The organism is Streptomyces sp. NPDC052023, from assembly GCF_044548465.1.
Taxonomy (GTDB): domain Bacteria; phylum Actinomycetota; class Actinomycetes; order Streptomycetales; family Streptomycetaceae; genus Streptomyces.
This window is the reverse complement of record NZ_JBIUBW010000011.1, coordinates 61,351-85,464: the sequence shown is the minus strand read 5'-3', so window position 1 is coordinate 85,464 and position 24,114 is coordinate 61,351. Positions and strand designations below refer to the sequence as shown.

Genomic DNA, 24,114 nt, shown 5'->3' with positions numbered 1-24,114 from the left:
ATACCGGCTGGTACCGGCTACTTCTTCTTGCCCTGGTTCTTGACCGCCTCGATCGCCGCCGCGGCCGCCTCCGGGTCGAGGTACGTGCCGCCGGGGACGACCGGCTTGAAGTCGGCGTCGAGTTCGTAGGACAGGGGGATGCCCGTGGGGATGTTCAGGCCCGCGATCTCGGCGTCTGAGATGCCGTCCAGGTGCTTGACCAGGGCGCGCAGGGAGTTGCCGTGGGCGGCGACCAGGACCGTGCGGCCGGTGAGGAGGTCGGGGACGATCGCGTCGAACCAGTACGGGAGCATGCGGACGACGACGTCCTTCAGGCACTCCGTCTGCGGGCGGATCTCCGGCGGGAGGGTCGCGTAGCGCGGGTCGGAGAACTGGGAGTACTCGGCGTCGCGGTCCAGCGCGGGCGGCGGGGTGTCGTAGGAGCGGCGCCACAGCATGAACTGCTCCTCGCCGAACTCGGCGAGGGTCTGCGCCTTGTCCTTGCCCTGCAGGGCGCCGTAGTGGCGCTCGTTCAGGCGCCAGGAGCGGTGGACCGGGATCCAGAGGCGGTCGGCGGCCTCCAGGGCCAGCTGCGCCGTGCGGATGGCGCGCTTCTGGAGGGACGTGTGGACCACGTCGGGCAGCAGGCCGGCGTCCTTCAGCAGCTCACCGCCGCGCGTCGCCTCCTTCTCGCCCTTCGGGGTCAGGTTGACGTCCACCCAGCCGGTGAACAGGTTCTTCTCGTTCCACTCGCTCTCGCCGTGGCGGAGGAGGATCAGCTTGTACGGTGCGTCGGCCATGGCTTCGAGCCTACCTAAGCCCGAGCGGCCCGAGAGGGCCGAGGGGCGGCGGCAGAAAGGGCCCGTGTGGCCCGGAGCACGCACCCGCCGTGTCCACCTTCCCGCTGAATTTTTGGTTAACTCCTACGCAACCCTCCCCCACAGTCGACTGTCTGTTCATCGCAGGACCGGTATGGGGGTACACGAAGAGGAGCTCTGAACGTGACCGTGCGTTCCTTTGCGCGGCGGATGAAACCGCGAGTCGAGCGGAAGGCCGCCGAGCAGGTGTGGCAGCTGCGTACCATGCGGCGGCGCCGCAGAGCAGCGGTCGGCGATCCGGTTCTGCGCCCGGTGGCGGTGCGAGGCCAGCGGCTGTACGGCCGGGTCGTGACCCGGTTCACCGCCGCCGAGGCGGCCGCCGCCAACCTCGACCTGGTGGTCTCAGCGCTGGAGCAGGAGGGGATCTCGTACTTCCTCGTGCCGGTCTCCCGGGTCCGTCACACCGTGGGTGTGAACGCCGTGGACCGGGAGCGGTTCCTGGCCGCCCTGGAGGCGCGGAACACCGGAAAGGCCGTGTTCATCGGCAGGCCGGTGGCCGGCGGCCAGCTCAAGCACCCCGCGATGTTCCTGGACGGCGTACTGCCCGCCAAGCTGCGTACGGCTCCCGTGCTGCGGATCGGCGAGAACCACCTCGGTCCCGCCGGCCAGCTGCTCGCCGGACCCGAGCTGGCCTGCGACGTCGAGTTCTGGGAGGACGGGGCCGAACTGCTCGCCACCGAGCAGGGGGAGCAGCGACTGGCGAAGGTGCAGCCGCAGGCGTCCGAGGACGTCTTCCGCGAGTCCCTGATCACGCCGCGCAACAACGGCGTCACCGACGTGCTGCCGGCGGCCGAGCAGAAGCCCGCCACGGTGCGGGTCGGCGATCGGGAGCTGCCGAGCTTCGCCCCGCTCACCCTGCCGACCGTGAATCGCGTCACCTTCCCGGTGGATGTCGTCTACACCTGGGTCGACGGCGAGCAGCCGGAGATGCGGGCCAAGCGGGCCCGGTACCAGGGCCGCGGCACGGCCGAGATCCTGGACAAGGAGACCAACGCCTCCCGCTACACGAGCCATGACGAGCTGAAGTACTCGCTGCGCTCGCTGGCGATGTACGCCGACTTCGTCCGGCACATCTACATCGTCACGGACGGCCAGAAGCCGCACTGGCTCGACGACTCGGCCGAGGGCATCACGGTCGTCGACCACCGCGACATCTTCCCCGAGGGCGTGCTGCCCGTCTTCAACTCGCACGCGATCGAGACCCGGCTGCACCACATCCCGGGCCTGTCGGAGCACTACCTGTACTTCAACGACGACGTGTTCGTCGGCCGCCGGATCACCCCGGAGCACTTCTTCCACGGCAGCGGCCTGATGAAGATTCCGGTGTCCCCGCTGAAGATCGGCATCGGCAAGCCGCACGCCGAGGAGACGGCCACCAACTCCGCCAGCAAGAACGTCCGCGCGCTGCTGCTGGAGAAGTTCGGCCGGATGACGACGAACAACTTCATGCACACCCCGTTGCCGCAGCGGCGCGAGACGCTGCTGGAGCTGGAGGAGCTGTTCCCGGAGGACGTCACCCGCACGATGGCGTCCCGTTTCCGCTCGCCCACGGACATCGCCATGACGGCGCCGCTGCTGTACCAGTACGCGCTGATGACGGGCCGGGGCGTGCCGGGCAAGTTCGGCTTCCGGTACGTCAACATCAGCCGTCCGGACGCCGACAGCCGCCTGGACGACCTGCGCAAGAACCGCCGCTTCGACTTCTTCTGCCTGAACGACGTCGATGTGCCGCCGCAGGAGCGGGAGCAGGTCAGCGTCCGGATGCACCAGTTCCTGGAGAACTACTTCCCGTTCCCCAGCCCGTACGAGAAGCACGGCGCGAAGCAGACCGGCGCGCAGTCGGGGACGCGGACCGAGTCGCCCATGGGGAAGTCCGTCGGCCGGCAGGCCGGGGAGCCGGCGCAGAAGCCGGCCGTCGGCTCCGAGCAGCAGCCCTCATAGGGCAACGGCCATGGGAATCCGTCACCGTCTCGCGGCGCGCCCGGGCCTGCGGGCCGCCCGGGACCTCGCGCTGCGCCTCAGGCTGAGGCTGCCGGCCGGGGTCTGGGCGCTGCGCGCGTCCCGGGCCCGCCGGCGGCTGCGGGCCGACGTCCCCGGCCTGCGCCGGGTCACCTTCGGCCCGGCGCGGCTGTACGGGCGTATGGTCACCGGCTACACCGCGGCGGACGCCGCCGCCACGGATCTGGAGCGGGTGTGCGCCCTGCTGGACGCGGCCGAGGTGCCGTACTTCCTGGTCCCCGCCGCCCAGGGGTACGCCGGGCCGCGTCAGGTGATCGGCGTCGCGGAGACGCACCGCGGCACGGTCCTCGACCGGGCGGCGCGGCACTTCGCCGGCACGGCGGCGTTCGTCGGTGCCGTCGGCCCTGACGGCACCGTCACCATGGCGGTGCTGTGGGCCGACGGGGGGCTGCCGCGGGCGCTGCGGCGGGCCGCCGTGCTGCGGACCGGCGAGGTGCGCCTCGGGCCGCAGGGGCAGGTGCTGGGCGGCCTGGAGACGGGCTGCGACATCGAGTTCTGGCAGCACGGCGAGGACCTGGGCACGGACCCGGGCCATCTGACCGTGCCCGGCGTCCAGTTGCCGGACGCCTTCGGGACGGCGCTCGTCGCGCCGCGCCGCAACCCGGTCTCGGAGGTGCTCCCGGTGTCGGCGCAGCGGCCGGCCGTGGTGGACGCCCGGCGCCGCAGCGTGCCGACGTTCGCCCCGTTCGCCGAGCCGCGGATCGACGAGGTGTGCTTCCCCGTCGACGCCGTGTACACCTGGGTCGACGGGGAGGACCCGGCGATGGCCGCGAAGCGCCGCGCCCATCAGGCGGTCTCCGGCAGCGTCATCGCTCCGCGCGAGACCGGCGACTCCCGCTACACCAGCCATGACGAGCTGAAGTACGCGCTGCGCTCGCTGGAGATGAACGCCGGGTTCGTCCGGCACGTCTACCTCGTGACCGACTCGCAGGTCCCCGACTGGCTGGATCCGCGGGCGGAGGGCCTGACCGTCGTCGACCACCGGGACATCCTCCCGGCCGACGCGCTCCCGGTCTTCAACTCGCACGCGATCGAGAGCCGGCTGCACCACATCCCGGGCCTGTCGGAGCGCTATCTCTACTTCAACGACGACGTCTTCATCAACCGCCCGGTGGGGGCCGAGCACTTCTTCCACGGCAACGGCATCGCCCGCATCCCGCTGTCCCCGCTGAAGCTCGGGGTCGGCGACCCGCATCCGATGGAGCCGGCCCCGAACTCGGCGGGGAAGAACACCCGCGAGGTGATCCGGCGCTTCCACGGCCGCCAGATCACGCACAAGTCGCTGCACACCCCGCATCCGCAACTGATGGCGGTGATGCGGGAGATGGAGCAGCTCGGCATCGAGGAGCTGGAGCGGACGTCGTACTCACGGTTCCGCGCCACCACCGATGTCGCCCCGGCGTCCACGCTGCACCACCACTGGGCGATCGCCACCGGCCGGGCCGTACCGGCGGACTACCGCTTCCGCTACGTCCAGCTGGGCACACCGGACATGCGGCGGCGGCTGGCCCGGCTGGAGGCCGGCGAGGACGTCGACTTCTTCTGCCTCAACGACGTGGACACCGACCCCGCGGAGCGGGCGGCGGCCCAGGCGGCCATCCATGCCTTCCTGGAGCGGAAGTATCCGTTCGCCAGTCGCTTCGAACGGGCGGCGGAAGTCGCCCCGCAGCCCTCTCGATTGACGCTCCCCGTCAATTGAGTGGCGGGCCCGCGGATCCCGTTTGTAAGTTGTGGGCTCCGCTTGCGCCGCTTACAGCTGTGGGGGATCCGCGATGTCGTCAGCCGCCCTGAGACGTGCCGTCCGGGAGAGCGTCTCAGGGCTCCCCCGCGAGTTCTGGTGGCTGTGGACCAGCACGCTGATCAACCGGCTCGGCGGGTTCGTGGCCACCTTCATGGCCATGTACCTGACCATCGACCGCGGCCACTCCGCCTCGTACGCCGGACTGGTCGCGGCCCTGTACGGCCTGGGCGGCGCCGTCCTCTCCCTCGGCGGCGGCGTCATGGCCGACCGGCTGGGGCGGCGGCCGACGCTGCTCATCGCCCAGTCGTCGATGGCGGTGTCCGTCGCGCTGCTCGGGTTCGTGCGGCACCCGGTGGCCATCGCCGCCGTCGCCTTCCTGGTGGGCGCGGCCTCCAGCGCCTCCCGGCCCGCGGTGCAGGCGATGATGGCGGACATCATTCGCCCCGAGGACCGGGTCCGCGCGTTCTCGTTGAACTACTGGGCGATCAACCTCGGCTTCGCGATCTCCTCCACCGCCGCCGGCTTCATCGCCGAGGTCAGCTACCGCGCCGGCTTCCTGCTGGAGGCGGGCATGACCATGATCTGCGCGATCGTCGTCTTCGTGAAGCTGCCGGAGTCCAGGCCCGACCGGACGGCCACGGCGAAGCAGGCGGACGCCGTCTCCCTCGGCACCGTGCTGCGGGACGGCCGCTTCATGGGTGTCGTGGGGCTGTCCTTCCTGCTCGCGCTGATCTTCCAGCAGGGCTCGGTCGGCCTGCCGATCGCGATGGGCGAGGCCGGCTTCACGCCCGCCGACTACGGCATGGCCCTCGCCGTCAACGGCGTACTGATCGTCGCGCTCCAGATCCCCGTCACCCGCTACATCGAGCACCGCGATCCCCGGCGGCTGCTGATCATCTCGTCGCTGCTCGCCGGGTACGGCTTCGGCCTCACGGCGTTCGCCGGATCGGTCGCCCTCTTCGCGCTGACCGTCTGCGTGTGGACCCTCGCCGAGATCGTCATGGCGCCCACCCAGACCGGCCTCGTCGTCGCCCTCTCCCCCGACCACGGGCGCGGCCGCTACCAGGGCATGCACACCATGTCCTGGTCGGTCGCGGGCCTGATCGCGCCGCTGATGTCGGGTGTCGTCATCGACCGGTACGGCGCGCAGTGGCTGTGGGGAATCTGCGCGGTGGTCGGTACGGCGGCGGCGTTCGGGTACGCCGTCCTGATGGGCCGCCTCCCCCGGCGCGAGCCGGCCGTCATCGCGGCGCCTTCCCCGGCGAAGTCCGGGGTCGGCACCGCCTGACCCGGCGCTACGGGTGCATCCGGGCGCCCTTGAGGGCCTTGTCCACGGCATTGCGCGGGCCGTGGACCGCCAGCCCCACCAGGTCCAGCTCCCCCGTCGGCACGGCCCGTACGGCCGCCCGGTTGTCCCGGTCGTTGCCCGTCGCGAACAGGTCCGAGGTGAACACCGCGCGCGGGAGGGCCCGCGAGAGCACGCGCGCGTGGGCCGCGGTCAGGGTTTCCTTGGTGCCCTCGAAGACCAGCACCGGCTGGCGGAACATCGGCAGGTAGGGCACGCCGTCGGCGTCCTCGTAGGGTTCCCCGATCACCTCGGGGACCTCCCGGCCGAGGCCGCTGACCAGGAAGGCGGTGACGTTCAGACGCTGCCAGGTCTCCAGGTCCTCGCGGAGCAGGACGGCGATCTTGGTGTCGAAGCGGCCGGCGGGATCAGGTGCGGAATCGTTCATGGGAGCAGCCTGCCGACCGTCGTACGGGCCGGTCTTGTACGTTTTTTGCATGGCCCAGCAGCGGGAGGTCTCCGCCTGGCGGCCGTCCGTCCCGGGCGTCGTCGAGGTCTTCCACGCCCACTTCACCGAGTACGCCTATCCGATGCATGTCCATGAGGCGTGGACGTTGCTGATCGTGGACGACGGCGCCGTGCGGTACGACCTCGACCGGCATGAGCACGGCACCCCCCACGACACGGTCAGCCTGCTGCCGCCGCACGTCCCGCACAACGGCTCGGCCGCCACCCCGCACGGCTTCCGCAAGCGGGTGCTGTACCTGGAGGGCCCGCTGCTGACCGACGAGCTGATCGGGCCCGCGGTCGACGGGCCCGATCTGCGCGATCCGGTGCTGCGGCGGCGCGTCGGGCAGTTGCACGCCGCGCTGGCCTGCCCCGGTGACGAACTGGAGGCCGAGAGCCGGCTGACGCTGATCGGGGACCGGCTGCGCGCCCATCTGCGGCCACGGCTCGCCACCACCGGCCCACGCACCGACCCCGCCCTCGCCCGGCGACTGCGTGAACTCCTCGACGAGCGGGTCGTCGACGGGCTGTCGCTGGGCGAGGCGGGCGCACTCCTGCAGGCCCATCCCGCCCATCTGGTACGGGCGTTCAGCGGGGCGTACGGCATCGCACCGCACCAGTACCTGAACTCGCGGCGCGTCGAGCGCGCCCGGCGGCTGCTGCTGGCGGGCGCCCGCCCGGCCGAGGCGGCGGCCGCCACCGGGTTCTACGACCAGGCCCATCTGACGCGGCACTTCCGGCGGTTGGTGGGCGTGACCCCGGGACGCTACCGGGAGGGCGCGCCGCCCTCGGGCTCGTCGCGCTGAATCAGATGCGCGAACGCCTCCAGGTTCCTGGTCGACTCGCCTCGCGAGACCCGCCAGGCGTACTCCTTGCGGATCGCCGAGGCGAAGCCCATCTCCAGAAGGGTGTTGAAGGCGCCGTCGGCGGCCTGGAGGATCTGCCCGAGCAGCCGGTCGACCTCGTCCGCGGTGACGGCGGCGAGCGGCAGCTTGCCGGTGACGTAGATGTCGCCGAGCGGGTCGACGGCGTAACTCACGCCGTACAGCTTGAGGTTGCGCTCCAGGAGCCAGCGGTGGACGGCCGGTTCGTTCTCGTCGGGGTGGCGGATCACGAAGGCGTTCAGCGACAGGGAGTGGCGTCCCGCGATCAGGGAGACCGTCGTCGACAGCTTGCGGGTGCCGGGCAGCTTGACCACGTAGTGGCCGGGCGTGGGGCTCTCCCACTCCAGCTCGGCGTCCTTGAACACACCCTCGAGGACCTGCGCGGCCCGCTGCTCTGCATCGCCCATGGCGGCAGCGTACGTCAGGCGTGCTGGGCCCGGGCGCGGCGGCGGTGCGACTGCAGGGCCGCCGAGTAGACCTCCGCCGTGGCGGCGGCCGAGGCGTCCCATCCGAAGGAGCGGGCGTGGCGGGCGGCGGCCGTGCCGAGCCGGGCACTCAGCTGCGGGTCGTCGGCGAACTCGCGCAGCACGCGCGCGTACGCCGCCGGATCGTGCCCCTGGACGAGGAATCCGGTCGCGCCGTCCCGCACGGCGACCGGGAGCCCGCCGACGGCGGCGGCCAGCACCGGCGTCCCGGCCGCCTGCGCCTCGATGGCGACCAGGCCGAACGATTCGCTGTACGACGGCATGACCAGCACGGACGCGGCCCGGAACCAGTCCGCGAGCTGATCCTGGCCGACGGGCGGGCGGAACCGCACGACATCGGCGATCCCGAGGCGCGCGGCCAGTTTCTGCAGGCCCTCCGGCTTGGCGAGGCCGCTGCCGCTGGGGCCGCCGACGACCGGGACGACCAGCCGGGAGCGCAGGCCGGGCCGCTGGTCGAGCAGGACGGCGACCGCGCGCAGCAGCACGTCGGGGGCCTTCAGGGGCTGTATCCGGCCCGCGAAGAGGGGGATCAGCGCGTCCTGCGGCAGGCCCAGGCGGGCGCGGGCGGCGGCGCGGCCGTCGGCCGGGTGGAAGCGGTCGAGGTTGACCCCCGGGTGCACCACGGCGACCTTGGCGCGGCCGGCGGCGTAGTGCCGTACCAGCTCGTCGGCCTCCTCGGCGGTGTTGGCGATCAGCCGGTCCGCGGCGGCCACGATCTGGGTCTCGCCGATGACCCGGGCGGCGGGCTCGGGGGTGTCGCCGTCGGCGAGGTTGGCGTTCTTGACCTTGGCCATGGTGTGCATGGCGTGCACCAGGGGGACGCCCCAGCGCTGGGCGGCGAGCCAGCCGACGTGGCCGGAGAGCCAGTAGTGCGAGTGCACGAGGTCGTAGTAGCCGGGGCGGTGGCCCGCCCAGGCCTGCATCACACCGTGCGTGAAGGCGCACAGCTGGGCCGGGAGGTCCTCCTTGGCCAGGCCCTCGTAGGGGCCCGCGTCGACGTGCCGGACGAGCACGCCGGGGGCCAGCTCCACGGCGGGTGGCAGGGCGCCGGTGGTCGCGCGCGTGAAGATCTCGACCTCGATGTTGAGGGCGGCGAGGCGCTGAGCGAGCTCCACGATGTAGACGTTCATGCCGCCGGCGTCGCCGGTGCCGGGCTGGTGGAGCGGTGAGGTGTGCACGGAGAGCATCGCCACGCGGCGTGCGCGGCGGTGCCCCAGGCGGAGCCGCGAGGGGGCCGCCGGCGAGCGGCGACCGAGCCTGCTGACGTATTGGCTCACGTGCCGTTCCTCCCTGCCGCGGGCATGCCTGACCGAGGACGCCGGGCCCTCCGAACCTGTGCAACGCCGGAGGTGGGTGCTCCATTTCCGGTGACTGGTTTTTTGCTGAATCATTACTGCTGATCGCTCAACCGTTCGACGCGCGGCAGCGTTCTGCCGCCACCTGGACGGAGATGTCCGGCGAAGCACTGCCCAGGCACCCCTACCCTCGTACGTATGACAGCCCGCCCCACGGCCCTCCCGCACCCTCGGCTTCGCCCGAGCGGGCGGACCCCTGCCGTGGGGACGGTGACGCGCGGGACGACCAATCCGAACCGGCTGCGGCGCATGGACCGCTGGATCGCCGCCACACACGGCCACGAACTGCGCCGCGTCAGCGATCCCGTCGCCGTCGACCTCGGCTACGGCGCCGCTCCCTGGACCGCCGTCGAGCTTCTGACGCGGCTGCGCGCGACCGCGCCCCGCGCGCGCGTGGTCGGCGTCGAGATCGAACCCGCGCGCGTGGCCGCGGCGCAGCCGTATGCGCGCGAGGGGCTCGCCTTCCGGCACGGCGGCTTCGAGATCCCGCTCCCCCGCCGGCCCCATCTCATCCGCGCGGCGAACGTCCTGCGCCAGTACGACGAGGCGGAGGTCGCCGGCGTATGGGCACGGCTGTGCGCGCGACTCGCGCCCGCCGATCCCGTGCGGGGTTCGCGCGGCGGGCTGCTGGTCGAGGGGACCTGCGACGAGATCGGGCGGCGGCACGTGTGGGTCGCGCTCGGGCCGGAGGGCCCGCGCACGGTGACCTTCGCGACCAGGCTCGGCTCCCTGGAGCGCCCCTCGGACCTGGCGGAACGGCTGCCCAAGGCGCTGATCCACCGCAATGTCCCCGGCGAGCCGGTGCACGCCTTCCTGCGTGACTTCGACCGCGCCTGGGCGGCCGCCGCGCCCTACGCGTCGTACGGCGCCCGCCAGCGCTGGATCCGGGCCGTGCGGGACCTGGCGGCCGACTGGCCGGTGACGGACGGTCCGGCGCGCTGGCGGCAGGGGGAAGTGACGTTGTCCTGGGGGGCGTTGGCACCGCGCGGGTGACAGGCCCGCTCGCCGCCGCGGGTGAGCGGCGCCCAGCGGCCTCGGCACCGAAACCCGCGGGTGAGCGGCGCCCAACTGCGTTGGCGCCCCGGCCGTTCGGCTTTTCCCCCTCGTTTCCCCGGTGAGCCGGATCTCACGGAACGATCTCCGTGAGTCGTTCGTCACAGAAGGCGGGGGGATCGTCGTGCGACGGCCGGAATGGGGGAGGGAGTCACTGCCTCTGTCGTTTTGCGCCACGGCATGGCACGATCGCCCGGGCGTTCGATGTTACTGACGGGCAATCAGTTTGGGGGCAGGGAATGGCCAGGGGCAAGCGCGGTCTGATGGCGGCAGCGGTGACCGTGGTCTGCGCGGTCACCGTGCTGGCAGCCCCCGGAATGGCGTTGGCGGCACCCGCGCCGACCCCCACCCCCTCCACCACCGCGGGCTCGGCCCCCGCCACGAACGAGGAGCTGGAGGCCGTCCGCAAGCAGCTCGACACCCTCTACCGCGAGGCCGCCTCCGCCACCGACGCCTACAACGCGGCGGAGGAGAAGGCGCAGCGGCAGTCCGCCGAGATCGTCGCGCTGGCGAAGCGGATCGTCGAAGGCAAGGAGAAACTCACCGAGTTGAAGCGGCGCGCCGGTGCCGCAGCCGCCGCCCAGTACCGCACCGGTGGCCTCCCGCCGGAGGCCCATCTGATGCTCAGCGACAACCCGGGCGAGTTCCTCGAGGGCAGCGGCCGGGTCCGCCAGGGCGAACGCGCCACGAAACACCTGCTGGCGGAGCTGACCCGCACCCAGCAGGACCTGGAGCAGTACGCCAGGGACGCCTCCGCCCAGTGGAAGAAGCTGGAGGCCGGCCGCAAGGCGAAGGCCGCCGCCCAGAAGAAGATCGAGCAGCGGATCGCGGCGGCGGAGAAGCTGGAGTCGCAGCTGGAGAAGGAGGAGAGGAAGCGCCTGGCCGAACTGGAGGAGCGGGCCGCCTACGCGGCGCAGACCGCCTGGCTGGGCTCCGGAATCCTCGACGAGTTGGACGGCACCGCCACCGAGCAGGGCACGAAGGCCGTGAAGTTCGCGACCGAGCAGATCGGCAAGCCGTACGAATGGGGCGCCGAGGGCCCGAAGACGTACGACTGCTCCGGTCTGACCTCCCAGGCCTGGGCGGCGGCCGGCAGCGCCATCCCGCGCACCTCGCAGGAGCAGTGGAAGCAGCTGCAGCGCGTCGGCATCGAGGACATGCGCCCCGGTGACCTGATCATCTACTTCGGTGACGCCAGCCACGTCGGGATGTACGTGGGCGACGGCGCGATGGTGCACGCGCCGCGGCCGGGCCGGGCGATCACGATCGCGGGGGCGGGCTCGATGCCGATCCTGGGCGTCGTAAGACCGCAGACGGACTGAGGGACCGGTCCGGTAACGCCCCGCGGATCGCGGTGACGTGGCGCACGTGACCCATCCCACCCGCCTCCGCCGCCAAACCCACCACCGACGTGACCTTCGTCATCCCGGAGCGGACGGCGTCCTGTCCAACTGCGGTACGGAACGCGGCATATGACGGTGGCCGATCCCTGAGCGGCGTGCCTCACACCATTCCACTGCGGCGCCGGCACCCGCTATGGTCCCGGTCGGTGGGTCGAGGTCCCTCGCACCCGCCATGCCCTCGGGGGGAGGGAAGGAACCCAGGACAATGCCCGTACCCGTACCGCGGCAGAGAGCGATCCCGGCCGTGGAGAGTGGTCAGGCGCAGGCCGCGCCCGCAGTCCGCGGCCTCTCCGGTGCATCCGGTGATCCCGGTACTGAGGCTCCGCGCAAGGAAGCGCACAAGGAAGAGAAGGCCCAGAAGACCACCATCAGCACGACCACGGACACCAACCTCACGCTGCTGCTGATCGAGGACGATCCCGGCGGCTCCCCGATCGTGCCCGAGATGCTCGACCAGGCCGGCAAGCCGATCAGGGTTCGCACCGCCCGCAACCTCACCGAGGCCGAGCGGCTGCTGACCGACGACGTCCACTGCATCCTGCTGGACCTCGCCCTGCCCGCTCCCGGCCGTGCCGAGGACAGCGACGACGAGCTGTACGTCCTGCGCCACGTGCTGGAGCTGGCGCCCCGGCACGCCGTCCTCGCCCTCACCGCGTCCGGCGACTCCGAGCGTGGTGCCCAGGCGGTGCGCGTGGGCGCCCAGGACTACCTGTTCCGCGACGAGCTGGACGGGCGGCTGCTGAGCCGCGCGATCCGCTACGCCGTGGAGAGGAAACGTTCCGACTCGGCCGAGCGGCGGCTCGCCGAAGGCCGTCTGCGGGCTCAGGAGAACCGCCGGCTGGAGCGTGGTCTGCTGCCCACGCCGCTGCTGCACGGCTCTCCGCTGCGCTTCGCCGCCCGCTACCGCCCCGGCCGCTCGCGCGCGCTGCTCGGCGGTGACTTCTACGACGTCGTGCGCACCCCCGACGGCACCGTGCACGCCATGATCGGCGATGTCTGCGGACACGGCCCCGACGAGGCGGCACTCGGCGTGGAGCTGCGCATCGCGTGGCGCGCGCTGACGCTGGCGGGCCTGTGCGGCGACGAGCTGCTGAACACCCTCCAGCAGGTGCTGGAGCACGAACGCCCCGACGACGAGATCTTCGCGACCCTGTGCACGGTCGACATAGCGCCGGACGGCCGCCGCGCGGGCCTCTGCCTGGCCGGTCACCCGGCGCCGCTGATCGCCCGCCCGGGCCGCGCGCCGCGCCTGCTGCCGTACGACAACAACGGTCCCGCCCTCGGCCTGCTGCCGGGTGCGCGCTGGCCGCGCATGCAGGTGGAGCTGGGCCCGGAGTGGAGCCTGATGCTCTACACCGACGGCCTGATCGAGGGCCACACGGGCCAGGGCCGCGAGCGGCTCGGCCAGGACGGCATGGTGGAGATGATCAGCCGGCAGCTGTCCCAGGGGCTGCGCGGGGAGCAGCTGCTGCGGGAGGCGGTCAACGAGGTCCGCGAACTCAACGGCGGCGAGCTCGCGGACGATGTGGCCGTGCTGCTGCTGGACCGGGTGCCGTAGCGACGGGGCCGCGGCGGTGAGCCGGTGGCACGACGCCGGCCTTCACGGCCCCGGGGGCCGCACTCCGGCGGTGCCGGTTACCGTCCGCCGTTGTACGGGCCGTACGGGCCGTCGCTGCTCGAACCGCGGCGGGCACGGCCACCGCCCGGCAGGCCACGCAGGGCCGGGCGTACGTCGACCATGTACACGATCGTCGCGATCAGGCCGATGATCGGCAGGAACGACAGGATGTTGAAGATCAGGTTCACCACGAAGGCGAGCCCGAGGATGATCAGCCAGAAGGGCTTGGTCTGCTTGTCGGCCGCGCGGTAGGCGTCCTCGCGACGCGTGGCGGCGTCGATCAGCGCGAAGCCGCTGAAAAGGATCAGGGCCATGCTCAGCAGCCACATGAACCCGACGAATCCCTGCATCAGCACAACGTCCACCACCCGTATCGGCTAAGTCCCTACGCGGTCACCGTACCCGCAACCGTCTGCCCGCTACCCGAAGAACGGGCCGGGCACCCCAGGAGTGCCCGACCCGTTACCGATCACCCGTCCGTGTCACCGGGCGGGACCGCGGACGCCGTCCGCGGGGAGTGTCACTTGGCCGACGGCGTGGTCTTCTTCGCCGGGGTCGCCTTGCGAGCGGCCGGAGCCTTCTTCGCGACGGGCTTCTTCGCCGTGCCGGCGTCGGCCGGAGCCGTGGCGGGCTTGCTCGCCTTGGCCTCGGCCGGCTTGCTCTCCGGCTCGACGGCGATGGCGAGCTCCTCGATCTCCTCGGCGGCCTCGCCCCGCCAGGTCCGCACGGCCTGCTCACCGTGCTCGGCGACCTTCTCGTAGGTCTCGCGGGCCTTCACGGCGTACTCGGCGGCCATGCCGACACCGCGCAGGGCGAGGTCCTGGGCGGTCTCGCCCAGCTTCTTGAGGTCGGAGTCGAGGGAACCGAGGAACTCGTTGACCCTGGTCTGGACGTTCTCCTGCGTCTCCTTGACGCGGGCGGTGGCCTTCTCCTGGACGGCCTTGGGGTCGGTGTTGCGGACGGCGTCGATGCGGGCCGGTGCCTCGTTGCGCAGCTGGTCGACCAGGCTGGGCACCTTCTTGGCCTGCTGGAAAGCCAGGTCGGCGGTGCCGGCGGCGAAGTAGAGCGGCCGCGGGTCGGTGAGGGTCTTGCGCAGGTCGTCGGTGATGGCCATGGTGCTGGTCCTCCCGGTGGCTTTCTGTGAGGGTTTCGGGGCCCCGCCGCGTCCGGCCGGCTCAGCCGGCGGATCGCCGCCGCGGGTCGGCGTCGCTACCGTCGGCAGAGCGGGTGTCGCGTACGGCGCCGTCGCCGCTGCCGCTGCTGCCGTCGTCGTCTCTCGCGCCGCTGCGATCGCTGTCTCTCATGCCGCTGCGATCGCTGCCGTCGCGACTGTCGCTGCGGTCGCTGTCGTCACTCGGGTCACCGTCCTGCGCCGCGCTCACCCTGCCGGCCTCGAAGCCGTTCTCCTTGCGGAACGACTCGTAGACCTGGAGCAGCACCTGCTTCTGCCGCTCGTTCAGCGTGGGATCGGCGAGGATGACGGCGCGCGTCTCCACCTCGTCCCGGTCCCGCTCGGCGTCGAGGATCCCGGCCCGCACGTACAGCGTCTCGGCGGAGATCCGCAGCGCCTTGGCGACCTGCTGCAGCACCTCCGCGCTCGGCTTGCGCAGCCCGCGCTCGATCTGGCTCAGATACGGATTGGACACCCCGGCGGCGTCGGCGAGCTGCCTGAGCGACAGCTGCGCGTTGCGCCGCTGCTCACGCAGATACTCGCCGAGATTGCCGACGTTGAGCGATGCCATGCCTCCACCATGCCGCGCCCTGCTAACAATTGCAAGCAACCCGCTTGCAAGAGTGCGCCACACCACCCGTACGGCAGCACCGGGCGCCCCGCGCGGCAGACTGGCGCCATGACCGCAACGGACGCCAAAGCCGATCTCCACTTCTCTCTGCAGTCCGCCCGCGACGCCCTGCTGTGGAAGCTGGAAGGGCTCCCGGAGTACGACATCCGCCGCCCCCTCACGCCGACGGGTACCAACCTTCTGGGCCTCGTGAAACACGCGGCGAGCGTGGAGTTGGGCTATCTCGGCGACACCTTCGGGCGGCCCTCCGGTGAGCCGCTGCCCTGGCTCGACGAGGGTGCGGAGGTCAACGCGGACATGTGGGCCACCGCCGGCGAGTCCCGCGAGTTCGTCGTGGGGCTCTACCGCCGGGCGTGGGCGCACGCGGACGCGACGATCGACGCCCTGGCGCTGGACACCCTCGGCAAGGTGCCATGGTGGCCCGACGGCAAGGACGAGGTGACGTTGCATCACGCCGTCGTCCGCGTGATCGCCGACACGCACCGGCACGCCGGGCACGCCGACATCCTCCGCGAGCTGATCGACGGAGCCGTGGGGATGCGGGAGGACAACACCAGCATCCCCACGGGCGATTCGGCGTGGTGGGAGGAGTACCGGGGCCGGCTGGAGCGGGCGGCCCGGGAAGCGGGCGGGGGCGTGTGACGGCGGGAAGGGCCCGGAGGCGAGAGGTGGGAGCCGGGCCAGGGGAGCCCTGACGCTGAGCCCTGCGCACTTCGGCCTCCCTTCCGGCTCACCGCGTCAGGTGGACGTCTGCCCGTCGAGCGTCTCGCGCAGGATGTCCGCGTGCCCGGCGTGCTGGGTGGTCTCGGCGATGAGGTGCAGCACCACCCCGCGCACACTGCGCACCGCTCCCGGCTCGTTCCACGGCGCCTCCGGAAGCGGGTGCGTCGCCGACAGGTCGGGGACCGAGGCGAGGGTCTTCTCGCTCGCGGCGGCGACCTCCTCGTAGCGCCGCAGGATCCCGGCCAGCGTCTCGCCGGGCTGCATCGCGAAGTCGTTCTGGTGGTCGATCATCCACTGCGGCACCGCGCGTGCGGTACCGGCCGCGAGGTCCGCCCAGGTGACACCCTCGGGCAGGTCGAAGTTCATCGCGGAGCGCCCCTCGACCGCGAAGCGCATCCAGGACTCCTCCATGGACGCGACGTGCTTGATCAGCCCGCCCAGGCACAGCGCGCTCACCGTCGGGCGTTCACCCGCCTGTTCGTCGCTGAGGTCGCGCGTCGTCCTGACGAGGGCGGCTCGCGCCGTCGCGAGAGCGGCGAGCAGGTCGGTGCGCTCGTCGTGGGGAGGGGAGGCGGGGGTGGTGTCGGCAGCCATGATGGTCGGGCCCTTCCGGTCGTTGTCGGTTTTCGGCACGGATTCACCGTCGCATCGGAAGCGGTCAGGTGGTGGCCGCTACTCCGGGCAGGATGCCGGGCATGCCGAAGACCTCAGCGCGACTGCTGTCGCTGCTCTCCCTGCTCCAGGCGCGCCGGGACTGGCCGGGCGCACTGCTGGCCGAGCGGCTGGACATCAGCCCCCGCACCGTGCGCCGCGACGTCGAACGCCTGCGTGAGCTGGGGTATCCCGTCGTGACCGTCAAGGGCCCGGACGGCGGCTACCGGCTCGCCGCGGGCAGCGACCTGCCCCCGTTGCTGTTCGACGACGAACAGGCGGTCGCCCTGGCCGTCGCCCTCAGGAGCGCCACCACCTCCGGGGCCGGCATCGAGGAAGCCGCGGCCCGCGCGCTGACCACCGTGCGTCAGGTCATGCCCGCACGGCTGCGTCACCGCGTCGACACGGTCCAGGTCACCGCCGTCGAACAGCCCGGGCGCCGGCCGGAGACCCCGGTCGGCAGCGGCGTGCTGATGACGCTCGGCGCGGTCACCCACGCGCGGGAGGTGCTCCGCTTCGACTACCCGCCCGGCGTGGACGACTCCGGCGTCCCGCGTCCACCGCGCCGGGTGGAGCCCCACCACGTCGTCACCTGGGGTGGCCGCTGGTACCTCGTCGCCTGGGACCTCGACCGCGCGGACTGGCGTACCTTCCGCGCCGACCGCATCACGCCGCGCGTGCCCACCGGGCCCCGCTTCACCCCGCGCGTACTGCCGGGAGGCGACGTGGCCGCCTTCGTCACGGACCGGTTCCGAGGCTCCGGCGGAGCCGGTGACTGGCCGTGTCGCGGCGAGGTGATCCTCGACCTTCCCGCCACCGCCGTGTCCCGGCACAGCCATGACGGAGTCGTCGAGGAACTCGGCCCGGACCGCTGCCGCCTCGTCCTGGGATCCTGGTCGTGGCCGGGCCTGGCGTCCCTCATCGGCAGATTCGACGCCGGCATCGAGGTCGTCGGCCCGCCCGAACTCCGGGAGGCCTTCGCGCACCTGGCCCGCCGCTACGCCGAGGCAGCGAGCATACGGCGTGACGCCGGCTGACGGTTCGGTCACGTCCCGCGCACCCACGCCGCCACCACACCGAGGTCCGCATCGGTGAGCCCCACCCGATGGTCCACGCGATGCAGCAGGGCCCGCCCAGGGTGGTGGGCGGTCACCCAGTCCTGGTCGGCCGCGCCGATCTCGTCGTCGAGCCACACGAAGGGCCGGCCCGCCGCCCAGGCCACGAGCGGCCGGGTCTTCCAGTGCAGCGGGCCGGGCCGCTCGGCCTCCTCCGGCCAGTCCACGACCGGCAGCGGGGGCAGGCCGAGCCAGGGCGCCATGGCCTCGTTCGCCTCGTCCAGCCAGGTGGTGGCCCACACCAGTTCGCAGCCCAGCGCCCGCAGCCGCGGGCCCAGCGCCGGATCGACCCTGCTCAGCAGCGGGTTGCCGGAGCCCTGCCCGGAGGGCGTCTCGAACACCGCATACGGATCCGCCGACCCGAACGGAAGCAGCGTGCCGTCGATATCCAGGAAGAGGAGCATCGAGTCCAGGCTACTGTTACCCCCATGACTGCCGGGTTTGCGGCCAAGTGCCGCGAGCGAGTTGGGTGCCCGGCCTCTGAATGAGGCCGCGGCGGGCCAGGAGTCCGCCGATCTCTCTCCGCGCCTACGCGCGTTCGATCACAGATCCGAGATCCCCGATCCCCGATCACCGATCACCGATCACTCGTGACGATCACGAACCGGAGAGAGAAGAGAACCACGAACATGCCCGACAACAGTGTCAACGACTTCAACCAACAGGTCATCGAGGAGTTCCGCGCCAACCGGGGCCGCGTCGGCGGCTACTTCGAAGGCGCCCGCCTCATCCTGCTCACCACCACCGGCGCCCGCACGGGAGCCGAGCACACCACCCCCGTGGCCTACCTCCCCGACGGCGCCGACCGCATCCTGGTCATCGCCTCCGCGGGCGGCGCTCCCCGGCATCCCGCCTGGTACCACAACCTTCTCGCCCATCCCGAAGTCACCGTGGAGAGCGGTGCGTTCACATACCGGGCGCGGGCCGAGGTACTGAAGGGCGAGAAGCGCGACCAGGCCTTCGCGCGAGCCGTCGAGACGGACGCCGGCTGGGCGGAGTACCAGCGGAAGGCGGGCCGGGTGATACCGGTCGTGGCACTGTACGAGATCGCGGGCGGCCCGCCGAACATCAACGCCGGCTCCATGGGCGAAGCGATCAAAGTCGTCCATGACGCCTTCCGGCGCGAACTCGCTCTCATCCGTGAGGAGATGAGCAAAGGCACGGAAGGCGGCAGCCCTCTCGGCGCCCAGTTGCGCGCCAACTGCCTCACCTTCTGCCACGGGCTGCACAACCACCACACCGGCGAGGACCTCGGCCTGTTCCCCTTCCTCGCCGACCGCCACCCCGACGCCGCCCCCGCCGTGGCACGTCTCCGCGAGGAGCACGAACGCATCGCCGCCCTGGTGGAGGACCTGCGCACAGCGCTCGGCACGGCCGACCCGGCCGCCGCCCGCGCCGAGGTCGAGCGCCTCACCCGGGAACTGGAGGCGCATCTGACGTACGAGGAAGAGCAGTTGATCCCCCTGCTCGACGCCTGACCTCCGCACGGCGGGACGCCTCCTGGAGGATCACCCTGGAGGCGCCCCGCCCTCAGAAGGGCAGCACGCGCGCGTGCACGACGTCCAGCCGCGACACGGCCCGCGTCACCACCACGTACAGCCGGTGCAGCCCCCGCCCCGCCGCCGGCTCCCCCGCCACGATCGCCGCCGGTTCGACGGCGACGACATGGTCGTACTCCAGCCCCTTGACCACACTCGCCGGCGCCACCGTCACCCGGGCACCGGGCTCCTCCGGACCCGCCACGTCGATCCCGGACTCCGTGAGCGCCTCCCGCACCCACCCGGCGTCCGTGTCGGCCGCCACGACCCCCACCGACCCCTCCCGACGCAGTGCGTCCCGCACGGCCGCCACGACCGCCCCGCGCAGGTCACCCGCGGCCTCCCGGATCCGCAACTCCCCGTCTTCACGCACCGACCGCGCCTCCGGCACGTCCACACCCAGCCGCCGCAGCAGCCGGTTGGCGAGCCCCAGCACAGCCGCCGGCACCCGGAACCCGGTCGTCAGCGGCACCACCACCGCTTGCGGCTTCCCCAGGTGGCGTAGCTGTGCGTCCCAGCCGCGGGCCGCCCACGGCGTGGTGCCCTGCGCGAGATCCCCGAGGACGGTCAGCGAGCCGAAGGGCGAGCGGCGGGCGATGGCGCGGCATTCCATCGGGGAGAGGTCCTGGGCCTCGTCGACGACGACATGGCCGTACCCCTGGGGGTGTTCGAGGAGCCCGGCGACCTCGTCGAGAAGGACGAGGTCGGCGGCCGACCAGCGCGCCGACCTCCACGTCCGCGGCGGCCGGGCCCACAGCAGCGCCTGCTGCTCCTCGCCGTCGAGCTGTCCGTCACAGGCGCGCGACAACGCCTCGGGGTCGGTGAGCAGTTCGGCGACGAGCTCCTCCGGACGCACCCGCGGCCACACGGTGTCGAGGTGAGCACCGATCGCCCGTGATCGTTCGATCTTCCGAACCCAGGTGTTCGTACGGGGGCCGCTTCGCCGTTCGGCCTGCGCCCGCACCCGGGCCACCACGCGCGCCCGAAGCCGTTCCCTCCCCACCTGATACGGCGGCTCCTCGGCCCGTACCCCGTCGAGGATCGCCCGCAGCTCCTCGGCTCCGACCCGCCAGCGGTACGACCCGTCCGGTACGGCGAGGCAGTCGTCGCCGGCCCGCACGCGCGCGTACAGCGCGCGGCGCAGCACCCCGGCCATGCGGGCGTCGTGTTTGACGGCGGCCGTGCGCGGGTCGTCATCCCCCGTGACCGGATGCCGCGCGATCTCCTCGCCCAGCGTCGACTGCCGGACACCGCTCTCCCCCAGGGCCGGCAGGACCTCCGAGATGTACGACAGGAAGGCGCGGTTGGGGCCGAGGATCAGCAGGCCGGCGCGACGCACGCGCTGGGGGTGGGTGTAGAGGAGATAGGCGGCGCGGTGCAGGCCGACCGCGGTCTTGCCGGTGCCGGGGGCGCCCTGCACGCACACGGAGCCGCCCAGGTCGCTCCGTACGAGGTCGTCCTGCTCGGGCTGGATCGTCGCGGCGATGTCCCGCATGGGCCCGACGCGGGGCCGTTCGATCTCGCGGGCGACGAGGTCACTGGGCCGGGACTCGCCGCGCCCGAGGTGCTCGTCCTCCAGGGCGGTGAGGTCGGCGGAGTCGCCCCGGCTGCCGGGCGCCCAGCCGAAGCGGCGGCGTACGGCGACGCCCTGCGGGTCGCGGGCGCTCGCCTGGTAGAAGGCGCGGGAGACGGGGGCGCGCCAGTCGACGACGAGGGGCGGCACGGCGGGGTGCTCGGCGATACGCACCCGGCCGATGTGCAGTGGCTGCCGGGCGGCCTGCGGACGCTGCTCTGCGGGGTCCGTGCCGAAGTCCAGCCGGCCGAAGAACAACGGCCCTTCGGGCAGCTCCCGCAGCTCCCTGGCGCGGCTGCGCAGCCGGTGCCCGAGGACCTCGGCGTCGGCGCCGGACGCGGAGACGTCCTCGCCGGTGACGACGTGGTCATGTGCGCCGTCGATCATGGCGGCGAGCGCGGTGCGGCAGTTGTCGTGGTGGGCGCGTTCCTGGCGGAGGGCGTGGTCGAGTGCCGTCATTCCGGTGAGCGTACCGGATAACGTAACCGAGTAAAGTTTTTTAGTCAGTCTCACCTAATGCACGGTGAGCCACGGCAACCCCGCCCCCAGCACCCCGAACGCCCGCTCCGCCGCGCCGACGGCCTCCGCCCGTACGGCCACGGCCCGCTCCCCTGCCGCCATCCGCCGCCAGTTCTCCTGCGCCAGCACCCGCTGGACGGCGACGATCTGGCCGGCGGCCAGCCGCGCGTCGAGCCCCCCACCGAGCGCCTCCGCCAGCGCCACCTCGGAGCGCTCCAGGTACTGGTACAGCCGCGCGACCAGCGCGGGAGTGCCGTACAGCAGCCCATGGAAGGCGAGCACGCCCGGCTCGTCGTTCAGCCCGGTGACCGGATCGAACCGCTCCAGCCCGTCCAGGAAGTGCCGCCGCAGGGCGACCAGCGGCGCCTCGGCCCCCTCACCGACCACCCGCGCCGCCTCGCCCTCGTGATCGGCGATGCGGTGCAGGACGAGGTCCTCCTTGGCCGGGAAGTAGCGGAACAGCGTCGGCTTGGAGATCTCGGCAGCGGCAGCGATCTCGGCGACCGGCACGGCGTCGAACCCCTTCTCCAGGAACAACCCGATCGCCAGGTCCGACACCACCTGATACATCCGCTGCTTCTTGCGCTCACGCAGCCCGATCTCGCTCATGCGCCGAGCCTACGGGGGCCGGGTCACGCCAGGGCCCGGGTCAGATAAGGGCCGGCCGTGGGGCGGAGCGGCAGACCCAGCGAGGCCGTGGCGGCCACCAGGGTCATCGCGTACGAGTCCACCGCACGCCGTACGTTCGGCGCGTCGAGGCTCGCTCCGGTCACCAGGCGGTCGAGGTCGACGTACGCCGAGCGGATGATCTCGATCCAGCGGTAGACCCGCCAGTCCTTGCGCCAGTCACAGGTGTAGACGTCGGACAGCCGGCTCTCCCAGCGGCGGAACATACGGTCGCGGATCTCCGGCCGGGTGGGGGTGAGGTGCATGTGCCGGACGAGGTCGTAGAGGGGGTCGCCGACCAGGGCCATCTCCCAGTCGATCAGCGTCAGGGCCGGCCAGTCGTCCCGGCGGACCAGGTTCCACGGGTTGAGGTCGCCGTGCAGCAGGGCGGGCTTGCGCGGGGTCACCTCGTAGCGGGCGAGGATCTCGCGAAGGCGTGCGGCGTCCGGGAGGCCGAGCAGCCGTGCGAGTTGCTGGGACCTCTTCGGCAGATCGCGGACGAGCGCGACGAGCTGCTCGCACAGCCAGGCGTGGAAGCCGCCGTCGCCGGCGGTCGGGTCCACCTGCTTGTACTTCACCTCGGTCAGGGCGCACAACTGGTCGACCAGCCCGTCCGCCTCGTGCGGCAGCAGGCCGTGCACCGGGTGGTTCGGGGGACGGTCGATGTCGCGCGATCCGGCGTACGGCCCTACATAGGTGTGGATGGTGAAAGGTTCACCCTGGTAGCACCTGCCCAGGGCCAGCGCCTTCGGTGCCGCGACCGCGACCTGCGACTCCTCGATGGCCCCGAGCACGGCGTGCTCGCTGAGGTAACTGGGTTCACGACGGCACAGGTTCGCCACCTTGCGGCGTACGACCACGGGGAAGTCCACCCCGTCCACCCGGACCACAGAGTTGAGATGGGCGGTGCCCTTGAACACCCGGCCGGCGGGGGCGGCACCCTCCTCCCGCAAGGCGTCCGTCACCGCCCGACGCGGGAAGTCGGCGCGTTCCGGCAGCCGCTCGTCCGGCGTCCAGCCGAAGGCCCGCGCCAGTGGTTCGCGGACACCGGTGAGCGCCGCGAGCCGGGACGCCCGCCAGCGGAAGAGGATCTGCTCGATCTCCCGGGGGCGCGGCACGTTGCTGAGCCCGAGCGGTTCCTCGGCCGTGCGAAGAGCCAGCCGTACAGCCGCTGCCGCGTCCCGCAGGCTCTGCTCGTCAAAGGAGTTCTCCAGCGAACGCGCGGCGCGCACGATGTCCGGATAGACGGACTGGGCCTGTTCGAAGGCGAGGTAGTGCCGAAGGTCCTTGTGCAGCCCGTGCACGGCGGCCGGGCGGACCCGCCCCATCTCCTCGGCCCACGCCACGATCACTTCCGGCTCCTGGGAGGCGGGATACCCCATACGTACGAGGTGGATGGCGAGGTCGTGCAACGGGTCGCCGTAGGTGGCGAGTTCCCAGTCGACGCCGACCAGGGCCGGCTCATCTGACGTCGGCACGATCAGGTTGTCACGGTGCAGATCCGTGTGGAGCAGGCTGTACGGCCGCCGTGTCATGGCCGGTACGCGCTCGCCGAGCCGCACCAAGGCGTCCTCCGGGACGCCCAGCGCCTTGAACAGGCCGCCGAAGGCGGACCAGTTGGGCCTCCGGATCTGCTCGTCCGCGAGGCGGGTCAGGGTGCGCAGAAAGCCCTGGCTGTCCGTGTCGTTGGTGGGCCAGCGCGTCGGGAGGGGCGGCAGCGCTCCCCGGCGCACCTGGGCCATCGAGGCGAGCAGCCGGGCAGCTTCCTTCAGCTGCATGGGGTCCAGAGGCTTACCGTTTCCGCAGACCTCGGAGAGCGGCACGCCGTCCACATAGCTGTGGATGGCGAACCCGTCCCCTTCGAGGAGGCACTGCGGCACATCGGGCAGGGCGCCGCCGACCGCGTCGAGGATCTGGGCCTCGTCCCGCCAGGTCCGGATCACCAGCGGTAACGCGTCGTCGCGACGGATCCGTACGATCACGGGCGTGCCCGGCGGCTCGCCCAGCAGCCGTGCCAGGTCCGGGGTAAGGAATCGCACATAGTTGCGGTTGTGATGGCCCGTGCCGACGCTCCCGCCCTCCACCGCGCCCGCCACGAAGGCCCTCACGGCCGGGGGCAGGTCACCGTCGGCGCGCGTCCCGCGCAGGCGCCGGGTAACAGGACGTGCGCGCACTGGCCGCTCCGGGGTCTTCGCGCGAGGGGTGGACGGGTTCGGGCAGAGAGATGAACGGGCAGAGATGTGTACGGGCAAACGGTAGGGCCGACTCACCTTCCACACGAGCCGAGTCGGCGCCGAGGTCGGCTCGACGGGTGGTGCGC

At 72.1% G+C, this 24,114-nt stretch carries 22 protein-coding genes; 10 read left to right on the top strand and 12 right to left on the bottom strand.

Annotated features, from left to right (window positions below; translation table 11 throughout):
• Positions 1 to 17: 17 nt before the first annotated feature.
• Entirely contained in the window at positions 18 to 779 is a 762-nt protein-coding gene (locus ACIHCM_RS22350) for a phosphoglyceromutase (RefSeq protein ID WP_399898446.1), read from the bottom strand.
• Between the two features lie 201 nt (positions 780 to 980).
• Here ACIHCM_RS22350 and ACIHCM_RS22345 point away from each other — a divergent pair, with 201 nt between their 5' ends.
• The 3 genes from ACIHCM_RS22345 (at position 981) to ACIHCM_RS22335 (ending at position 5,905) form a co-directional block, all read left to right on the top strand.
• Positions 981 to 2,798: a stealth family protein gene (locus tag ACIHCM_RS22345; RefSeq protein WP_399898444.1), complete on the top strand. Its 1,818-nt coding sequence runs from the start codon at positions 981 to 983 to the stop codon at positions 2,796 to 2,798.
• Between the two features lie 10 nt (positions 2,799 to 2,808).
• Positions 2,809 to 4,575, top strand: coding sequence for a stealth conserved region 3 domain-containing protein (locus ACIHCM_RS22340; RefSeq protein WP_399898442.1), 1,767 nt, complete (start codon positions 2,809 to 2,811; stop codon positions 4,573 to 4,575).
• 73 nt (positions 4,576 to 4,648) lie between these two features.
• Positions 4,649 to 5,905, top strand: a complete 1,257-nt coding sequence (locus ACIHCM_RS22335; RefSeq protein WP_399898440.1) for an MDR family MFS transporter — start codon at positions 4,649 to 4,651, stop codon at positions 5,903 to 5,905.
• Positions 5,906 to 5,912: 7 nt separating this feature from the next.
• Here ACIHCM_RS22335 and ACIHCM_RS22330 read toward each other — a convergent pair whose 3' ends face one another.
• Positions 5,913 to 6,401 (bottom strand): DUF2000 family protein, encoded by a 489-nt coding sequence (locus ACIHCM_RS22330; RefSeq protein ID WP_399898438.1) that lies wholly within the window; start codon positions 6,399 to 6,401, stop codon positions 5,913 to 5,915.
• On the opposite strand from ACIHCM_RS22330, the gene ACIHCM_RS22325 reads away from it, so the two are divergent.
• A complete protein-coding gene (locus ACIHCM_RS22325) occupies positions 6,400 to 7,215 on the top strand; it encodes an AraC family transcriptional regulator (RefSeq protein WP_399898436.1) in 816 nt (271 codons plus the stop codon). The genes ACIHCM_RS22330 and ACIHCM_RS22325 overlap by 2 nt on opposite strands.
• Here ACIHCM_RS22325 and ACIHCM_RS22320 read toward each other — a convergent pair.
• Together ACIHCM_RS22320 and mshA are read right to left on the bottom strand one after the other, a co-directional pair.
• Positions 7,176 to 7,700 (bottom strand): YbjN domain-containing protein, encoded by a 525-nt coding sequence (locus ACIHCM_RS22320; protein ID WP_399898434.1) that lies wholly within the window; start codon positions 7,698 to 7,700, stop codon positions 7,176 to 7,178. The genes ACIHCM_RS22325 and ACIHCM_RS22320 overlap by 40 nt on opposite strands.
• A 14-nt stretch (positions 7,701 to 7,714) precedes the next feature.
• Positions 7,715 to 9,055, bottom strand: a complete 1,341-nt coding sequence (mshA, locus tag ACIHCM_RS22315; protein WP_399898432.1) for a D-inositol-3-phosphate glycosyltransferase — start codon at positions 9,053 to 9,055, stop codon at positions 7,715 to 7,717.
• A 279-nt stretch (positions 9,056 to 9,334) separates the two neighbouring features.
• Between mshA and ACIHCM_RS22310 the strand changes: the two genes are divergently transcribed.
• The 3 genes from ACIHCM_RS22310 (at position 9,335) to ACIHCM_RS22300 (ending at position 13,147) form a co-directional block, all read left to right on the top strand.
• Positions 9,335 to 10,126 (top strand): class I SAM-dependent methyltransferase, encoded by a 792-nt coding sequence (locus ACIHCM_RS22310; RefSeq protein WP_399898804.1) that lies wholly within the window; start codon positions 9,335 to 9,337, stop codon positions 10,124 to 10,126.
• A 299-nt stretch (positions 10,127 to 10,425) separates the two neighbouring features.
• Positions 10,426 to 11,508 (top strand): NlpC/P60 family protein, encoded by a 1,083-nt coding sequence (locus ACIHCM_RS22305; RefSeq protein WP_399898430.1) that lies wholly within the window; start codon positions 10,426 to 10,428, stop codon positions 11,506 to 11,508.
• Positions 11,509 to 11,794: 286 nt separating this feature from the next.
• The gene (locus ACIHCM_RS22300; protein ID WP_399898428.1) at positions 11,795 to 13,147 is read left to right on the top strand and encodes a PP2C family protein-serine/threonine phosphatase; all 1,353 of its coding nucleotides are present in this window, start codon (positions 11,795 to 11,797) and stop codon (positions 13,145 to 13,147) included.
• A gap of 77 nt (positions 13,148 to 13,224) precedes the next feature.
• Here the strand turns inward: ACIHCM_RS22300 and ACIHCM_RS22295 are convergent, their stop codons facing one another.
• The 3 genes from ACIHCM_RS22295 to ACIHCM_RS22285 form a co-directional block, all read right to left on the bottom strand.
• Positions 13,225 to 13,557 (bottom strand): DUF2516 family protein, encoded by a 333-nt coding sequence (locus ACIHCM_RS22295; protein ID WP_174864723.1) that lies wholly within the window; start codon positions 13,555 to 13,557, stop codon positions 13,225 to 13,227.
• Positions 13,558 to 13,727: 170 nt separating this feature from the next.
• On the bottom strand, positions 13,728 to 14,321 hold the full coding sequence (locus tag ACIHCM_RS22290; RefSeq protein ID WP_399898426.1) for a hypothetical protein: 594 nt from the start codon (positions 14,319 to 14,321) through the stop codon (positions 13,728 to 13,730).
• A 61-nt stretch (positions 14,322 to 14,382) separates the two neighbouring features.
• Positions 14,383 to 14,949 carry a helix-turn-helix domain-containing protein gene (locus ACIHCM_RS22285; protein ID WP_399898424.1) on the bottom strand — a complete coding sequence of 189 codons (567 nt, stop codon included), beginning with the start codon at positions 14,947 to 14,949 and terminating at the stop codon, positions 14,383 to 14,385.
• Positions 14,950 to 15,057: 108 nt separating this feature from the next.
• Between ACIHCM_RS22285 and ACIHCM_RS22280 the strand changes: the two genes are divergently transcribed.
• Positions 15,058 to 15,651 (top strand): DinB family protein, encoded by a 594-nt coding sequence (locus ACIHCM_RS22280; protein WP_399898422.1) that lies wholly within the window; start codon positions 15,058 to 15,060, stop codon positions 15,649 to 15,651.
• A gap of 96 nt (positions 15,652 to 15,747) precedes the next feature.
• Here the strand turns inward: ACIHCM_RS22280 and ACIHCM_RS22275 are convergent, their stop codons facing one another.
• Complete coding sequence (locus tag ACIHCM_RS22275) at positions 15,748 to 16,326, bottom strand: DinB family protein (protein WP_399898801.1); 579 nt, start codon at positions 16,324 to 16,326, stop codon at positions 15,748 to 15,750.
• A 101-nt stretch (positions 16,327 to 16,427) separates the two neighbouring features.
• Between ACIHCM_RS22275 and ACIHCM_RS22270 the strand changes: the two genes are divergently transcribed.
• The gene (locus ACIHCM_RS22270; RefSeq protein ID WP_399898420.1) at positions 16,428 to 17,420 is read left to right on the top strand and encodes a helix-turn-helix transcriptional regulator; all 993 of its coding nucleotides are present in this window, start codon (positions 16,428 to 16,430) and stop codon (positions 17,418 to 17,420) included.
• An 8-nt stretch (positions 17,421 to 17,428) separates the two neighbouring features.
• On the opposite strand, the gene ACIHCM_RS22265 is transcribed toward ACIHCM_RS22270, so the two are convergent.
• Positions 17,429 to 17,902 (bottom strand): HAD domain-containing protein, encoded by a 474-nt coding sequence (locus ACIHCM_RS22265; RefSeq protein ID WP_399898418.1) that lies wholly within the window; start codon positions 17,900 to 17,902, stop codon positions 17,429 to 17,431.
• 225 nt (positions 17,903 to 18,127) lie between these two features.
• Here ACIHCM_RS22265 and ACIHCM_RS22260 point away from each other — a divergent pair, with 225 nt between their 5' ends.
• Positions 18,128 to 18,976 (top strand): nitroreductase/quinone reductase family protein, encoded by an 849-nt coding sequence (locus ACIHCM_RS22260; RefSeq protein ID WP_399898416.1) that lies wholly within the window; start codon positions 18,128 to 18,130, stop codon positions 18,974 to 18,976.
• A gap of 52 nt (positions 18,977 to 19,028) precedes the next feature.
• Here ACIHCM_RS22260 and ACIHCM_RS22255 read toward each other — a convergent pair whose 3' ends face one another.
• Genes ACIHCM_RS22255 through ACIHCM_RS22245 form a run of 3 tightly spaced genes read right to left on the bottom strand, consistent with a single transcriptional unit; the run spans position 19,029 to position 23,968 of the window.
• Positions 19,029 to 21,068 carry a HelD family protein gene (locus tag ACIHCM_RS22255; protein WP_399898414.1) on the bottom strand — a complete coding sequence of 680 codons (2,040 nt, stop codon included), beginning with the start codon at positions 21,066 to 21,068 and terminating at the stop codon, positions 19,029 to 19,031.
• A 54-nt stretch (positions 21,069 to 21,122) separates the two neighbouring features.
• Complete coding sequence (locus tag ACIHCM_RS22250) at positions 21,123 to 21,737, bottom strand: TetR/AcrR family transcriptional regulator (RefSeq protein ID WP_399898412.1); 615 nt, start codon at positions 21,735 to 21,737, stop codon at positions 21,123 to 21,125.
• Positions 21,738 to 21,760: 23 nt separating this feature from the next.
• Positions 21,761 to 23,968: a phosphotransferase family protein gene (locus tag ACIHCM_RS22245; RefSeq protein WP_399898410.1), complete on the bottom strand. Its 2,208-nt coding sequence runs from the start codon at positions 23,966 to 23,968 to the stop codon at positions 21,761 to 21,763.
• Between the last annotated feature and the right edge of the window lie 146 nt (positions 23,969 to 24,114).

Coding starts and splice junctions, on each gene's coding strand:
- ACIHCM_RS22320 (WP_399898434.1), bottom strand. CDS start 7,700: ATGGGCGATGCAGAGCAGCGGGCCGCGCAGGTCCTCGAGGGTGTGTTC.
- ACIHCM_RS22335 (WP_399898440.1), top strand. CDS start 4,649: ATGTCGTCAGCCGCCCTGAGACGTGCCGTCCGGGAGAGCGTCTCAGGG.
- ACIHCM_RS22350 (WP_399898446.1), bottom strand. CDS start 779: ATGGCCGACGCACCGTACAAGCTGATCCTCCTCCGCCACGGCGAGAGC.
- ACIHCM_RS22285 (WP_399898424.1), bottom strand. CDS start 14,949: ATGGCATCGCTCAACGTCGGCAATCTCGGCGAGTATCTGCGTGAGCAG.
- ACIHCM_RS22300 (WP_399898428.1), top strand. CDS start 11,795: ATGCCCGTACCCGTACCGCGGCAGAGAGCGATCCCGGCCGTGGAGAGT.
- ACIHCM_RS22340 (WP_399898442.1), top strand. CDS start 2,809: ATGGGAATCCGTCACCGTCTCGCGGCGCGCCCGGGCCTGCGGGCCGCC.
- ACIHCM_RS22330 (WP_399898438.1), bottom strand. CDS start 6,401: ATGCAAAAAACGTACAAGACCGGCCCGTACGACGGTCGGCAGGCTGCT.
- ACIHCM_RS22280 (WP_399898422.1), top strand. CDS start 15,058: ATGACCGCAACGGACGCCAAAGCCGATCTCCACTTCTCTCTGCAGTCC.
- ACIHCM_RS22295 (WP_174864723.1), bottom strand. CDS start 13,557: ATGCAGGGATTCGTCGGGTTCATGTGGCTGCTGAGCATGGCCCTGATC.
- ACIHCM_RS22265 (WP_399898418.1), bottom strand. CDS start 17,902: ATGCTCCTCTTCCTGGATATCGACGGCACGCTGCTTCCGTTCGGGTCG.
- ACIHCM_RS22260 (WP_399898416.1), top strand. CDS start 18,128: ATGCCCGACAACAGTGTCAACGACTTCAACCAACAGGTCATCGAGGAG.
- ACIHCM_RS22275 (WP_399898801.1), bottom strand. CDS start 16,326: ATGGCTGCCGACACCACCCCCGCCTCCCCTCCCCACGACGAGCGCACC.
- ACIHCM_RS22255 (WP_399898414.1), bottom strand. CDS start 21,068: ATGACGGCACTCGACCACGCCCTCCGCCAGGAACGCGCCCACCACGAC.
- ACIHCM_RS22325 (WP_399898436.1), top strand. CDS start 6,400: ATGGCCCAGCAGCGGGAGGTCTCCGCCTGGCGGCCGTCCGTCCCGGGC.
- ACIHCM_RS22270 (WP_399898420.1), top strand. CDS start 16,428: ATGCCGAAGACCTCAGCGCGACTGCTGTCGCTGCTCTCCCTGCTCCAG.
- ACIHCM_RS22290 (WP_399898426.1), bottom strand. CDS start 14,321: ATGGCCATCACCGACGACCTGCGCAAGACCCTCACCGACCCGCGGCCG.
- ACIHCM_RS22305 (WP_399898430.1), top strand. CDS start 10,426: ATGGCCAGGGGCAAGCGCGGTCTGATGGCGGCAGCGGTGACCGTGGTC.
- ACIHCM_RS22250 (WP_399898412.1), bottom strand. CDS start 21,737: ATGAGCGAGATCGGGCTGCGTGAGCGCAAGAAGCAGCGGATGTATCAG.